Origin of the sequence: Streptomyces bicolor, from assembly GCF_000719285.1 — a bacterium.
Classification (GTDB): domain Bacteria; phylum Actinomycetota; class Actinomycetes; order Streptomycetales; family Streptomycetaceae; genus Streptomyces; species Streptomyces bicolor.
This window is the reverse complement of record NZ_JOFS01000006.1, coordinates 112403-124709: the sequence shown is the minus strand read 5'-3', so window position 1 is coordinate 124709 and position 12307 is coordinate 112403. Positions and strand designations below refer to the sequence as shown.

General features: G+C 70.8%; 13 protein-coding genes and 1 pseudogene. 11 read left to right on the top strand and 3 right to left on the bottom strand.

From position 1 onward, the window contains the following. Positions 1 to 48: 48 nt before the first annotated feature. Positions 49 to 906, top strand: a complete 858-nt coding sequence (locus tag IF78_RS0109415) for an alpha/beta fold hydrolase (RefSeq protein ID WP_031482940.1) — start codon at positions 49 to 51, stop codon at positions 904 to 906. A gap of 74 nt (positions 907 to 980) precedes the next feature. Here the strand turns inward: IF78_RS0109415 and IF78_RS0109410 are convergent. Next, positions 981 to 1133: pseudogene (locus IF78_RS0109410) on the bottom strand (helix-turn-helix domain-containing protein); the annotation flags it as partial. Positions 1134 to 1286: 153 nt separating this feature from the next. Beyond that, positions 1287 to 2567: a hypothetical protein gene (locus IF78_RS0109405; RefSeq protein WP_031482944.1), complete on the bottom strand. Its 1281-nt coding sequence runs from the start codon at positions 2565 to 2567 to the stop codon at positions 1287 to 1289. A 364-nt stretch (positions 2568 to 2931) separates the two neighbouring features. Between IF78_RS0109405 and IF78_RS0109400 the strand changes: the two genes are divergently transcribed. The 7 genes from IF78_RS0109400 (at position 2932) to IF78_RS0109370 (ending at position 9854) form a co-directional block, all read left to right on the top strand. Next, the gene (locus IF78_RS0109400; RefSeq protein ID WP_031482946.1) at positions 2932 to 4404 is read left to right on the top strand and encodes an alkaline phosphatase PhoX; all 1473 of its coding nucleotides are present in this window, start codon (positions 2932 to 2934) and stop codon (positions 4402 to 4404) included. Positions 4405 to 4544: 140 nt separating this feature from the next. Further along, a complete protein-coding gene (locus IF78_RS0109395; RefSeq protein WP_031482948.1) occupies positions 4545 to 5123 on the top strand; it encodes a carbonic anhydrase in 579 nt (192 codons plus the stop codon). An 8-nt stretch (positions 5124 to 5131) separates the two neighbouring features. Beyond that, positions 5132 to 6586 carry a SulP family inorganic anion transporter gene (locus tag IF78_RS0109390; RefSeq protein ID WP_031482950.1) on the top strand — a complete coding sequence of 485 codons (1455 nt, stop codon included), beginning with the start codon at positions 5132 to 5134 and terminating at the stop codon, positions 6584 to 6586. A gap of 203 nt (positions 6587 to 6789) precedes the next feature. Continuing rightward, positions 6790 to 7263: a hypothetical protein gene (locus IF78_RS0109385; protein ID WP_031482952.1), complete on the top strand. Its 474-nt coding sequence runs from the start codon at positions 6790 to 6792 to the stop codon at positions 7261 to 7263. Beyond that, on the top strand, positions 7250 to 8737 hold the full coding sequence (locus IF78_RS0109380; protein ID WP_158751318.1) for a sensor histidine kinase: 1488 nt from the start codon (positions 7250 to 7252) through the stop codon (positions 8735 to 8737). Before IF78_RS0109385 ends, IF78_RS0109380 begins: the two co-directional genes overlap by 14 nt. Beyond that, complete coding sequence (locus tag IF78_RS0109375) at positions 8734 to 9423, top strand: response regulator transcription factor (RefSeq protein WP_031482956.1); 690 nt, start codon at positions 8734 to 8736, stop codon at positions 9421 to 9423. Before IF78_RS0109380 ends, IF78_RS0109375 begins: the two co-directional genes overlap by 4 nt. Positions 9424 to 9632: 209 nt before the next feature. Then, a complete protein-coding gene (locus IF78_RS0109370; protein WP_031482958.1) occupies positions 9633 to 9854 on the top strand; it encodes a hypothetical protein in 222 nt (73 codons plus the stop codon). 294 nt (positions 9855 to 10148) lie between these two features. Here the strand turns inward: IF78_RS0109370 and IF78_RS0109365 are convergent, their stop codons facing one another. Beyond that, entirely contained in the window at positions 10149 to 10805 is a 657-nt protein-coding gene (locus IF78_RS0109365; RefSeq protein WP_051827622.1) for a hypothetical protein, read from the bottom strand. A 190-nt stretch (positions 10806 to 10995) separates the two neighbouring features. On the opposite strand from IF78_RS0109365, the gene IF78_RS0109360 reads away from it, so the two are divergent. From IF78_RS0109360 to IF78_RS0109350, 3 genes are all read left to right on the top strand, one after another. Beyond that, positions 10996 to 11316, top strand: a complete 321-nt coding sequence (locus IF78_RS0109360) for a hypothetical protein (protein ID WP_031482963.1) — start codon at positions 10996 to 10998, stop codon at positions 11314 to 11316. Positions 11317 to 11424: 108 nt separating this feature from the next. Next, complete coding sequence (locus IF78_RS0109355) at positions 11425 to 11934, top strand: DUF5994 family protein (protein ID WP_031498129.1); 510 nt, start codon at positions 11425 to 11427, stop codon at positions 11932 to 11934. Further along, positions 11931 to 12287, top strand: a complete 357-nt coding sequence (locus IF78_RS0109350) for a PRC-barrel domain-containing protein (protein ID WP_031482967.1) — start codon at positions 11931 to 11933, stop codon at positions 12285 to 12287. The genes IF78_RS0109355 and IF78_RS0109350 overlap by 4 nt, the downstream gene beginning before the upstream one ends. Positions 12288 to 12307: the final 20 nt, after the last annotated feature.

Sequence of the window (12307 nt, the reverse complement as noted above, 5' to 3'; positions counted from 1 at the left end):
TCAACCATCCCTAGATTACAGTAGAACGATCTATCAAATGGGGGTGCGATGCCGGAGATCGAGCTGTCGTCCGGAACGATCGACTATCAGGACACCGGCGGTGAAGGGCCGGTGCTGGTGTTCGGCCATGGCCTGCCGATGAACGAGACGCAGTGGCGCAAGGTCGTACCGCTGTTGGAGGGCTACCGCTGCATCCTGCCCACGCTGCCCCTCGGCGGTCACCGCCGGCCGATGCACCCGGATGCCGACCTGTCCCACCGTGGTGTCGCACGACTTCTGGGTGAGTTCATCGAACGGCTGGGCCTGGACGACGTGACGCTCGTCCTCAACGACTGGGGCGGTGGCCAGTTCCTGGTGTCGGAGGAGCGGGGCCGGAGGATCGCGCGGCTGGTGCTGGTCGCCTGCGAGGCGTTCGACAACTTTCCCCCAGGACCGGCCAAGGCGCTGGCCACCATATGCCGGGTTCCCGGCGGCGTCTGGCTGCTGACCTGGCTGATGCGCATCCCCGCGTTCCGGAACAACCGCAACGGATACGGCGGGATGAGTCTGCGCGGGATCCCGGACGAGATCGTGGCCGACTGGTTCGCTCCCGCGACCCGGAGCAGGGCCATTCGCCGGGACTTCGCCAAGTTCGCCACCTCGGCGCCCAGGCGTGAGACCTTGCTGGCCTGGAGCGAGCGGCTACGTGACTTCGACCGCCCTGTACTGGTCGTCTGGGCGAGAGAGGACAGATTGATGCCGCGCGAGCACGGCCCCCGGCTGGCGGAGCTGTACCCGAAGGGCCGACTGATCGAGATCGCCGACTCATCCACCCTCGTCCCCGAGGACCAGCCCGAACTACTCGCCGAAGAGCTCACCGGCTTCCTGATCGAGACGGGAGCGGAGCCCGTCCGGCACACCATCTGAGCACATGCCGTACTCGCCCGGCACTAGCGCCCGTCCTGGCCAAGCCAGGCCTTGACCTTGTCCGGGTTCGCCGCGACCCGGTGAAAGAGCCTTCCGCCGAATTCGCGTTCCAGGGAGCGGATCGCATGCGACAGCGAAGGCTGCGCGACATGGAGCGCGGTGGCCGCGGCGGTGAATCCACCGTGCTCGACCACGGCGAGGAAATACTCCAGCTGACGTCGTTCCATCGAGTCTCCGTCGGGCCTGTCCTGGCCGGGGCATGTGCAACGCCGAGGATCGCGACCCCACGGTCGGAGCAGAGGACAAGCACTCGGGCCGGGAGACGGGCCGGGCCCGACTCCCCTCAGGGGAACGGGCCCGGTCGTGGCTCACCCTGCCGGTCAGGCGTTGGCGCTCGCGTTGCGGCGACGGACGACGACCACCGCGCCGGCGCCGAGCACGAGCGCCGCGCCGCCCGCGAGGGCGACCTTCGGCAGAACGTCGCTGGAGCCGGTCTCGGCGAGCGAGCCGCTGTCGCCGGTTCCGTTCACCGGAGTGGTGGAGGAGCCGCCCTGCTCGGTGGTGTTGTCGCTCGTGCCGGGCTCGCCCTCGGTGTCCCCGGCCCCGCCCGCGTCGTCGGCCTTGGCCAGGATCTGGAACTCGTGGTGGTCGAGGTCCGGGTAACCGCCGCAGGACCCGTCCGCGTTGGCGTAGTCGGCCGACACGAAGAGGGCGCCCTGCCCGGCCGGGATGTCCGCGTCGACCTTCAGCCGCAGATTGACGTCGAGCGAGGCCTTCGCCTTGAGAGGGCCGACGGACGATCCGTTCAGCAGGTCGACGTCGCGCCAGTTCGGGTTCCCGGCGATGGACCACTCCAGGTCGAGGTAGGAGTCGAGTTCCTTGAGGCCCTTGTCGTCGAAGGCGTGGACGGCCGCGTACGGGTACAGCTCGTCCATCGTCTTGTCGGTGCCGTTGGTGACGCGCAGCGTGAAGTTCTCGGTGGTTCCGCCGACGACCTTGTCCGGCAGCCCGCTGACGACAGCGGAGAGCTTGGGCTCGGGGACGCACTCGCCGCCCGGCTCCTCCCCCTCCGCGGCCTCGGCGTCGGCGAGCGCCTTCTTCGCGTCGTCCAGCTTCTTCTTGGCCTCGTCCCGCGCCTTCTGAAGAAGGTTGATCTTCCGGGCCTGGGCGACGCGGGCGTCGTCGTGGGCGGTCCTCGCCTCGGCGGCTTCGGTGTCGGCGGCGGTCTTGGCCGCCGCGGCCTCCTGGGCGGTCTTCACGGCCTCGTCCAGCGCCGTCTGCGCCGCGGCCTTCTCCTCGTCGGTGGTGGCGGCGTCCAGCTTGGCCTGTGCGTCCACCACGGCCTGGTCGGCCTCGGTCTTGGCCTGGGCGGCGGCCTCAGCGGCCTGCTTGGTCGCGATGACCGCGGCCTTGGTCGGGTAGGTCTCCGCCTCCAGTCCCTCCTCGAGGAACTTGATGGCGTCGTTCACCGCGATGACGGCGGCGTCGTACTCCTTCTGCGCGAGGTCGACGGCCTGCTGGAGCTCCTCGATCGTCGGCTTCGCCTGCTGCGTCTGCGCGGCCGGCTTCTCGTCGGCGAGGGCGGGTACGGCCGAGAGCAGGACGACCGGGGCGGTCACGGCGGCGGCGACGGCGGTCGCGAGAACACGGCGAATCTTCACAATGGACCCCTGGTCGGGTGGCGAAAAGGTGCGCTGGCGTCACGCTTGCGGAGTCCTCACGCGGTGCGACGCCCCGGCGATCGTATGACCTGCCTGATCGGGGCCACAGGTGGTTTCTCGCGCCTCCGCCGGAAAAGCATCCACAGCGTCCGTACAAATGGCACCAACGGTGACAGTTGCCTGCGTAGGCCGTACTTTTTCTGTGATCCATCGCTCAGCGCCCGAGAGGCGGATGAGAAACATGAGAACAGGACATTCATGACTTCTCCTTGACTTCCGCTGAGGTTCGTCCCGGCTGCCCAGCATGGCGAGCACCGGCCTCCACCGGTCGGAATTCCGCTCACCACTCCGCTCGGGAGACGAGATGCCGCTGAACCGCAGGGAATTGCTGAGCCGATCGGCGCTGGCCGGCGCCGGGGTCATGCTCATCGGCAGTGTGGAGGCGCTGCTCACGGCGCCCGGCGCCGTCGCCGACACGGCCGTGACGGGCGGCGCTGCCGGCTACGGCCCGCTGGTCCCGGACCCCAAGGGCGTCCTCGCCCTGCCCGAGGGCTTCTCCTACCGGATCCTGACCCGCACCGGTGTCACCACGCTGGAGTCCGGCCAGACCACGCCGAGCAACCACGACGGCACGGGCGCGTTCTCGGCGGGCGGCGACGACGATGACGACGACGCCGTGACCCTGCTGGTGAACAACCATGAGATCGACGACCCGCTGACCGACGCCGACCACCCCGTGCCGCACCTGGACGGCCTGGTCTACGACCCGGCCGCGGCCGGCGGCTGCACCGTCGTCGAGGTCTCCGACGACTCCGTGCGCGAGTGGGTCGGCATCGCCGGCACCTCCACCAACTGCGCCGGCGGCGTCACCCCGTGGGGCACCTGGCTCACCTGCGAGGAGACCGAGGACAAGGCCGGCATGGGCGGCATGACCAAGGACCACGGCTACGTCTTCGAGGTCGACCCGAAGCACGGCAGCACGGCCAACCTCGACCCCAAGCCGATCAAGTGCCTCGGCCGCTACGCCCACGAAGCGGTCGTGGTCGACTCCTACCGCGGCCACCTCTACCTCACCGAGGACGCCTCCAAGCCCAACGGCCTGCTCTACCGCTGGACCCCGCCGGTCGGCTTCACCCACGGCCCCGGCGAGCTGCGGGCCCTGGCCGACAACGCGGGCGTGCTGGACGCGATGAAGTGCTTCGACTCCGCCGGCCAGTACGTCGACGACCTCTCGCGCGCCACGAAGGTCGGCACCGTATACCGGGTGGACTGGGTGAAGGTCCCCGACCGGGACGCCGTCACCACCTCCGTGCGCAAGCAGTTCCTGGCCGGTGAGATCACCCGCTCCCGCAAGCTCGAGGGCATGTGGTGGGGCGACGGCGGCGCCTACTTCGTCTCCAGCTACGCCCGCACCGAGAGCCCCGGCACTCCGCACGACGGCCAGGTGTGGTTCTACGACCCGCGCAGCGGCACCATCACCCTCAAGGTGCTGCTGGCGGTCAACACCGACCCGACGCGGGACGGCGCCTACGACGGCCCGGACAACATCACCGTCTCCCCGTTCGGCGGCCTGGTGATCGCCGAGGACGGCGAGGGCGTGTCCCACCTCTTCGGTGCCACCGCCGACGGCCAGACGTACCCCATCGCCCGCAACGAGCTGGCGATTACATCAGCCGCTACCGCGGCGGGCGGCACCGCGGAGGCCCCGGAGTACAGCGAGTTCGCCGGCGTCACCTTCTCCGCGGACGGCAGGACGCTGTTCGCCAACATCCAGGACCCCGGCATCCTCCTCGCCATCACCGGCCCGTGGTCCGGCGACGACGGCGACGACGACTAGTTCCGCCGGTTCCCCCTTCCCCCGCGAGTCCACCCCCTTGATTCCGCCCCCCACGGTTCCACCAGTTCGACGGCGATGGCTCAACGGCGAGCCGCTGCCGACCCCTTGCCAGTGACACCTCTCCTCACGAGGAAGCTGACATGAAAACCCTCATCGCACACGCACGCACCTTCGCCCACTCCCAGGGCGCCGAACTGGGCGAACTTGCCGCAGGGCAGTCGCCGTACGCCCTCTTCATCACCTGCTCCGACTCACGCGTCATCCCCTCCCTCATCACCGGTGCCCGCCCCGGTGAGCTCTTCGAACTGCGTACGGCGGGGAACATCGTCCCGCCGTACGACGCGGGTCCCACCTCCGAGGCCGCGACGATCGAGTACGCCGTCAAGGTGCTCGGGGTCTCCGACATCGTGGTCTGCGGGCACTCCCACTGCGGCGCGGTCGGCGCGCTGGTGCGCGGCGACGATCTGTCGGCCGTCCCCGCGGTGCGCGAGTGGCTCTCTCACGCCGCCGTACTGCCCTCCGGCGCGGCGGACGACCCGCAGGTCGCCGAGGCGGTCCAGCACCACGTGCTGGGGCAGGTGCTCCGGCTGATGTCGTACCCGTGCGTCGAGACCCGCCTGCGGGACGAGCGGCTGCGGGTGCACGCCTGGTTCTACGAGGTCCACACCGGCGGCGTGCTGGCGTACCGGGCCGAATCCGACTCCTTCGAAGCGCTGTGAGGCAACCGATGAACACCGCTTACTTCAAGCAGGACTTCGCGGCCTCCGTCGTCGTCTTCCTGGTCGCCCTGCCGCTGTGCGTCGGCGTGGCGGTCGCCTCCGGGGTACCGGCCGAACTCGGCATCGTCACCGGCATCGTCGGCGGCCTCGTCACGGGCATGCTGCCGGGCAGCAGCCTTCAGGTGTCGGGACCGGCCGCCGGTCTGACCGTGCTGGTCTTCGAGGCCGTGCACGAGCACGGGCTCGCCACGCTCGGCGTGATCGTGCTGGCCACGGGCCTGCTCCAGCTCGGCATGGGGGCCCTGCGCTGGGGGCGCTGGTTCCGGGCCATCTCCGTCGCCGTGGTCGAGGGCATGCTCGCCGGGATCGGCCTGGTGCTGATCGCCGGTCAGCTGTACGCGATGACGCACAGCAAGGCTCCGTCGTCCGGCATCGGCAAGATCGCCGGACTGCCGAAGATGCTCGCCGAATCGCTGGGCTCCGGGCCGGCCGTGGCGTCGCTGCTGCTGGGCGCGGGCACCATCGCCGTGCTGGTGCTGTGGCCGAGGCTGCCGAAGAAGGTGCGCCTCGTGCCCGGTCCGCTCGCGGCCGTCGCGCTCGCCACCGTCGCCTCGCTGGCCTTCGCGCTCCCCGTCACCAAGGTGACGGTGGAAGGCCTGGCCTCGGTGATCCAGCCGCCCGCGCCGTCCGCCTTCGCGGGCCTGGCGGAGACCGGCGTGGTGAGCACGATCCTGGCGTTCACGCTGATCGCCTCGGCGGAGAGCCTGTTCAGCGCGGCGGCCGTGGACCGGCTGCACGACGGGCCGCGCACGGACTACGACAAGGAGCTGATGGCCCAGGGCGTCGGCAACACGGTCTGCGGTCTGCTCGGCGCCCTGCCGATGACCGCGGTGATCGTGCGCAGCGCGGCCAACGTCCAGGCGGGGGCGCGGACCAGGGCCTCCCGCATCATGCACGGCGCCTGGCTGCTGCTGTTCGCCGCGCTGCTGCCGGCCGCGCTGGGCGTCATCCCCATCCCGGCGCTCGCGGCGGTCCTGGTGTACTCGGGCTTCAAGCTGATCCCGGTGAAGGGGCTGGTCGCCCTGTGGCGCGGGCACCGCGGCGAGGCCGTGATCCTCGTGGTCACCGCGGTGTCGATCGTCGCGATCAGCATGTTCGAGGGCGTGCTGATCGGCCTCGCACTCGCCGTGGTCAAGACTGCCTGGGAGGCGTCCCACATCAAGCTGGAGATCGTCGACAAGGGCGCGGGCCCCGTGCAGGCCCACTTGAGCGGCAACGCGACCTTCCTGAGGCTGCCGAAGATCCTCGACGCCCTGGAGGCGATCCCGCAGGACCGCACCGTCGAGCTGGACCTGTCCCGGGTGCACCACCTCGACCACGCCTGCCGTACGGCCCTGGAGAACTGGGCGGAGCGGCACGGAGTGGCCGACACCGCGTCGGCCAAGGTCATCACGGCCGTCTGAGCGGAACGCGGGGGCGGCGCCGCACGCGGACACCGAAAGGTCCGTACGCGGCGCTGCCCCCGCACACAGTCGGCGCATCGCCCACACACGAAGTTCAAGATCAGGTCATGCGTCCAGCAGGCCGCCGCCGGACTCCGCTGGTAGCTCTTCGGACCAGGTCCGATGTCGGAAGGGCCGAAGGGCACCGAGGAGGTCGTACCAGCGTGACCCGCAGCCAGCGTCTCGCCGCTCTCGCGGTCGGAGCGATCCTGCTCGTCGGGATCCCCGTCGCCGGTGCCCACCGGGCGCCGCCTCCGGACCTCGGCGAGCCCGTCGTCGTCGGCCGTACGGAACCCGGCCCCACGAGCGGTTCCCCCTCCGTACCCCCTGCGGACAGCCGGGCGACGGAGCCGAGCCCGACCCGGCCGCCGTCCCCCGGCGCGACGACACGAACGCCCTTCGAGTACGACGGCGAGGACGCCGTCGCCGCCACCACGTCGGCGAAGCAGCCCGAGGACACGGATCCCGAGCGGACGGACACGGCCCAGCCCGTGCCACCGAAGGCCCCCATGCCCGCGGGGCGAGCGGCCGATGACGACATGACGCCCGAGGCGACGGCCTCGGCCACCCCGAGTGCCACCGCATCCGCAACCGCGTCCGACGACGGAGACGACGATGACACCGGTGAGGACGGCTGAGCCCGCACCGCCGAAGCAGGCCGTGGGCATGCCCGGGCGCCATCCGCTCCGGTCGATCCGCGTGCGACTGCTGGGGCGGATGCTGATGCTCGTCGGGCTGACGCTGGCGAGCCTCACCGGCGCGGAATCGTTCATCCTCACCGCTCGCCTGAACGAACGCGTCGACCGCGAACTCGCCCACGACATCGAGGCGTTCCGCTCCTTCGCGACCACGACCGGGGCCTCGGGCGGTGCGGGACCGGCTCCCGGCGGACTCCGTGCACTCTTCGTCTCCTACCTGGAGGGCTACATCCCGGAACACGGCCAGACCCTGATCACCCTGGTCGACTCAGAGCCGTACCGCCGCTCCGCCGAGGAACCGCCGGCTCGCCTGGACACCGACAGCGCGCTCATGGACCGGGCCGCCGCGGTCCGCTCACCCTCCTACGGGGACGCGAAGAGCGCCGCGGGCTCCGTGCGGTTCGTGGCCGTGCCCGTCACGGTGGCCGGCGACGCCCCGCGGGGCGTGCTCGTCATCGCCACCTTCACCCAGCAGGAACGCGACCACATCAGCGAGTCGATCCGCATCCAGATCTGTCTCGGCCTCGGCGCCATGCTGCTGTCCGCCTGCGTCGGCTGGATCTTCGCCAGCCGTATCGTCGCGCCGCTGCGGCTCCTGCGGGACACCGCCCGCTCGATCCACGAGTCGGACATCACCCGCCGAATACCCGTCCAGGACAGGGACGAGATCGGCCAACTGGCAGGCACCTTCAACGACATGCTCGACCGCCTGGACGACGCCTTCTCCACCAAGCGGCAGTTCATGAACGACGTCGGCCACGAACTGCGCACCCCCATCACCATCGTGCTCAGCCGGCTGGAGACACTCCCCGACGAACCGGCGGACCGCGCCCGGACGGTCGCGGTGGTCACCGACGAACTGCACCGCATGCACCGCATGGCGGAGGAACTCCTCATGCTGGCCAAGGCCCGCCGACCGGACGCCCTGCGCCCCGAGGACCTCAGCCTCTCCGAACTGATCGAGGAGGTGTACGTCAAGGCGGCCGCGCTGGCCGAACGCCGCTGGCTCCTCGACTTCGCGGAGAACCCGCACCGCGACACCCTCCACGCCGACCGCCAGCTCCTCACCCAGGCCATGATCCAACTCGCCCAGAACGCCGCTCAGCACACCGAGGAGCACGGCCGTATCTGGATCGGCGGCCGGGCCGGACACGACAGGGTCGAACTGTGGGTCAGGGACACCGGCCCCGGCATCCGGCCCGCTGACCAGCAACGCGTCTTCGAGCGGTTCACGAGGGCGCAGGAGAGCCGAGGCAGAACCGGGGCCGGGCTCGGGCTCGCGATCGTCAAGGCCATAGCGGAGGCGCACCACGGCGAGGTCCGGCTGGACAGCAGCCCGGGCCGAGGCGCGACCTTCACCCTGCTCATCCCCTACGTCACCCACGCCCTGAACGGCGGCCCCCACAGACCATGAGCCACACCGGACGGCCCCGCCGCCACCTCCTCATCGCCGAGGACGAGGCCCACATAGCCTCCTACCTCGCGGAACGCTTCACCGCCCAGGGCTTTCGCACCACCGTCGTCACCGACGGCGAGGCAGCCCGGCGCGCGGCCATGTCGGGCAACTACGACCTGATGGTCCTGGACGTCGGCCTGCCCGGCGAGAACGGCTTCACCGTCATCGCCCGCCTCCGCGCGGCGTCCAGCGCCCTCCCGGTCATCATCCTCACCGCCCGGGACACCGTCGCCGACACGGTGCACGGCCTGGAGGGCGGCGCCGACGACTACATGACCAAACCGTTCAGCTTCGAGGAACTCCTCGCCCGGGTCCGCCTGCGCCTGCGGCTGCGCGAGAGTGACAGCTCCGTCCTGCGCCGCGCCGGAATCGCCCTGGAGACCCGCACCCGCCAGGCCTACGTCGACGGCCGGATCATCCAGCTCAGCGCCCGGGAGACGGCCCTGCTGGAACACCTCATGCGCAACGCCGGCGACGTGCTCAGCCGGGAGGACCTGCTCTGCGACGTCTGGGGGTACGAGGCGTCGGAGGGCTCCAACGTCGTCGACGTGTACGTCCGTTACCTCCGCCGCAAGCTGGGCGCGCACAGGATCACCACGGTGCGCGGACAGGGCTACCGCCTGGGAGGCGACGAACTCGCCTGAGGGGACGAGGCGGGCCGTGATCGGCACATCCGGGACGAGCCCGCCTCTGCGCATGGCCCGCGCGCCTCCCCCGCGAAGGAGATCTGCGGTCGAGTTTCGCCGCCTCACCGGTCTCGAAACACCAGGTCAGTGGCGTGGCGCGGTTGTTCCCGTCCGGATCTGTGCCGACGGCCACAGCGAGCGGGATGCCCGTAGGCTCATACTGAGGCATGACTAAGCCTGCGGCACCTAAGCGTCACTTGCCCACCAGCCCCTTCAAGGCCCCGGTCACACCGGTTCCCAAGCACTTTTCCGTTGGCGACCAGGTCACGCACGACGTGTACGGCCTCGGCCGGGTGATCGGCATCGAGGACGGGATCGCGGCGCTCGTGGATTTCGGCTCGGCGCAGATGCGGATCTTGAGCCCGTACGCCAAGATGACCAAGCTGTAGAACCGCTGTGCCCGGTCATGGCACGCCAGGCCCCATCAGGGGCCTGTAACGAAAGGCAGACCTCTCATCGAACCCACATCGCTGTTCTCCGCCGTGGAAGGGCAACCCCGCCGTTCCACCGCGGTATCGCCGCCTCCGACGACTCAGCCCTTCCAGGCCCCGGACTTCGGAGAGGACGAGACCTCCTGGTCCGAGGATGCACAGGACCCCACCCCGAGCACGCGCGCGACTGGGCCCAAGGCCGCCTAGCGGTGGAGGCCACCGCCGGCCTCCTCCCGATACGTCCGGACGCCGTCACGGCCCCACGACAAGGGCGCGGCACGGCGTCGAAGGGCGCCCGTCCCTGGAGTCCGCCGTGACGGAGCGCCATCCCCAGGAGCGCAGTGCTCGAAGGGTCACGGTGTCGCGGCGGTCCACCAGCATGACGCCGAGCACGGCGGGACGGTCGGTGAGTCCGGCGGAGTGGTCGGCGAGCAGTCGGCGCTGCAGGCGCCGGGCGAGGTTCCAGTCACGGCCCTGGTTCTGGGTGCGCACCCGGTCATGAACCACGAGCCCCGAGATCGCGAAGAGCCTCTCGGAGGCGGCGAGCCGGAGCAGCTCCCGTGGGAGGTACCCGTCCAGGCCTCGCCACCAGGGCCCGTTCGCTCGCACCGGAAAGCCATAGGCGCATCCCGTCAGGACGACGCCCACCCCGGCCGGTTCCCGTAGCTCGCCCCGCTCCGCCACCAGCAGGGCGAAGCCCGGCCGTTGCACCTCGACGGCCAGTCGCCGCAGAAACAGCTCGCGGTCCTGGTTCCATGCCCGCGGATCGCCTCCGGCGGTCTGCGCGTACAGATCGCCGAGTCCCTCCAGCCGGTCCTCGATCTGCCATCGGGACAGGGGGCGGATGCGCTCCCCTTCCAGGGGCGACGGCCCCTGTCGACCTCGCTGGTCGGACCCGTTGACGGTCATGAGGCGAATCCTGCCCCCGGTCCGGACGGGACCGGCCCGGCGTCGTCGTTCGCCGAGAACGGTGCCGTGCGGGAGCCGGCGCGCGAAGAACCCTCGGCTCTTTCACCGTACTCCCGCCCACGTCCGGCCAGGACGGCTCGGGCGTACGGTTGACCCTACGAACCGTCGGCAGCGAAGGGCGGTGAGGTCCATGCGGTCCAGGTCCGAGCGCTCCGACGACGTCGACAGCACTCCCGAGGTCCGGTGGACCCCGCCCGCGGGCGAGGGACTCGCCGAGGTACGCGTCGTCGCGGCGGACCCCGCCACGGCCCAGCGGGTCGCCGACGTTCTGCGCCAGGTGTTCCCCTCCGACGAACCCCGCAGCTATCCCACCGGCCCGGACGGGCGCGGCACCCTGCTCCACCTGACGGTCGACACCCGCCCCGCCGCCGATGCCCCGTCCGCGCCCTCGCCCTGGCTGGACAGCAGCCGTTCCCAGGGCCGGCGCACGCACACGGACGAGCCCGGCTGACGGACGGCCGCAGGAGTAGCGTGGGACGTGAGTCCGGGACGTACGCTCCCGGCCTCGTCGGCCCATGGTCGTGAGCCGCTGCCGGAACCGCACAGGCAGGAGAGCACAGTGCCCGGTACCGATCCCCCGCCCGTGTCGGGACTCCTTCCGGACGGCGTCCACGAGTCCCTACGCCCCGGCGCGGCTCTGCTGCGGCTGGAGACGACACATGAGCGCCGAGGGGTCCTCGACGGTGCGTGGTGGCCGCGCTCCCGTGACATCGCCGCCGAACTGCCCGGTCTGGTCAGCGCGCTGACCGAACACCTCGGGCCCGTCGCCCGGGTCGGGCTGGACTGCGCCGCCTGGGACGGACTGCCGACGCGCCTGGTCGTCGACGGCCGGGTCGTGCACATCGACGCGTCGTCCGAGGGCGACGACACCGTCCTGGTCACCCGAGGCGGTCAGGACCTCTTCTCCCTGCTCGTCGTACCGCCGGACACACCGCCCGGCGCGGCGCGGGCCGCGATGGACCAGGCGGTGAGTGCCGACAACCTAAAAGCGGCCGGGCAGATCCTCGTCGACGCCGCCGGCGAGCCCCGCTCACCCCTCTTCGGCAGCGGACACGGGGGGCGGACATGATCCGCCCGGCCGATGTCCGGGAGTGGCGCGAACACGACGTGGTCGACCCCAAGGGGCGGAAGATCGGCATACTCGAGGCCATTTACGTGGACACGGCCACGGACGAACCGGCCATGGCCACGGTCCGTACGGGGCTGCCCACCCGTCATCGTCTGGTCTTCGTGCCGCTCGACGAGGTCGTGCTGGGGCCTGACTACGTCAGGGTCTCGCATGCCAGGGGGACGGTGCGCAAGGCGCCTTCCATCGGGACGGACGACGTACTGCCCGCCGAGCAGGAGGAGTCGATCTTCCGCTACTACGACATGGCGTACCGGCCGGGCGTCCACGGCGAACGTCAACTCGCGCGCCGCTGATCGCCAGGAGGTGATCGGTC